General features: G+C 33.2%; 2 protein-coding genes and 1 pseudogene. All 3 read right to left on the reverse strand.

The window, feature by feature from the left end; genetic code table 11:
• Positions 1-188 (reverse strand): annotated as a pseudogene (locus G3O09_RS22250) (hypothetical protein); the annotation flags it as partial.
• Between the two features lie 223 nt (positions 189-411).
• Positions 412-660: a hypothetical protein gene (locus tag G3O09_RS21990; protein WP_163103569.1), complete on the reverse strand. Its 249-nt coding sequence runs from the start codon at positions 658-660 to the stop codon at positions 412-414.
• A gap of 57 nt (positions 661-717) precedes the next feature.
• On the reverse strand, positions 718-963 hold the full coding sequence (locus tag G3O09_RS21995) for a hypothetical protein (RefSeq protein WP_163103570.1): 246 nt from the start codon (positions 961-963) through the stop codon (positions 718-720).
• Between the last annotated feature and the right edge of the window lie 197 nt (positions 964-1,160).

A 1,160-nucleotide genomic window follows, 5' to 3' on the forward strand; every position in this document is an offset into this window, starting at 1 on the left:
GAATTAAAATGGAAAGGATAAATTTCATTTTCACCTTCCAAGTAAATTGGGAATTTTTTTATATCTGAAGGTAATTGATATTCCTTCAACAGATAATTTCTAATGGTTCTGGACCTCGCTGTTTCAGGTACTAAAGCATTAAAACGATCAATCATACCTTTGTCAAAGTTGAAACTTAACTTTTTCAACGCTTAATCCTCATTTCTTATAACAATATTTTTATAACACAAAGGCATTATTTTCTTTTTAAAAAGACCTGGAGAGTAGAGCTCCAGGTGAAGAAATAGCCAATATAAGAAAAAAAGTTCTTACAAAATAATCATACTGTAGTCAAACTCAAAAAGCCAAGAGTTTTCAAAAAAAGAACGACAGGAAATCTATTTTAGATTCCCTATCTTCCTGTAATTATTTCTAAGGTAGTCTACGCTCTTTATGGTAGAGCAATAGTCGTTCTGTGGTGAAATCAAAAATGAGTCCCTGATAATTCTCTTGTATAACGGTTAGTGAAAAGCTCTCCTTAAACTCTTGTTCTATTTTGGGTACTATTATCGAAATAAAATCTTGTACATTTGTGACTTCAATTTCTTTTTGTAGGATTAGTTGGCCGGCACTGTAGCAAATGTCTTTTTCCATTTCAAAAGAATCATCAAATACGTTCATAATCCTCATCCTTTACAAGGGAAAACCTCACCTGGCTTTCCCTCTTATTTTTATAATTCAAATCACTTCAAATTCGTATATTCCACTCGCTGGGATGAACTCAAGGTTTCCGTCTATTGTATGAAGCTCGATCAGTTCATCACCATCAGGATCTAAAAAGATCTGATCAACACGCCCCTCATATACGTATTCATCTGAATAATTAATCCGATAACTTTTACTGGTTTTAATTGTCCCATTAAACGTAAATGATGTATTACTTTGATAATCAACATGGTGTCGTTCAATCGTTAAACTATCCATACTTAGTCTCCTAAACTTTTTTTCTTATTGTTAGCTATTTATTCTCTCTATTCTACTGAGTTCCAAAGTACCTCTTGAAAATCGACCGGAAATCTCAATCCATTCTCTTCTTTAATGACAAACCACTCGCTGTGAACAGCGATTAACACACCACCATACGATTCATGTGATGTTCGTACAAATAAAGTAGTACCAAT

Source organism: Peribacillus alkalitolerans, from assembly GCF_010882125.1.
Lineage (GTDB): Bacteria > Bacillota > Bacilli > Bacillales > DSM-1321 > Bacillus_BN > Bacillus_BN alkalitolerans.

Excerpts from the sequence above, each read along its gene's own strand:
- G3O09_RS21990 (WP_163103569.1), bottom strand. The coding sequence starts at position 660 with ATGAACGTATTTGATGATTCTTTTGAAATGGAAAAAGACATTTGCTAC.
- G3O09_RS21995 (WP_163103570.1), bottom strand. The coding sequence starts at position 963 with ATGGATAGTTTAACGATTGAACGACACCATGTTGATTATCAAAGTAAT.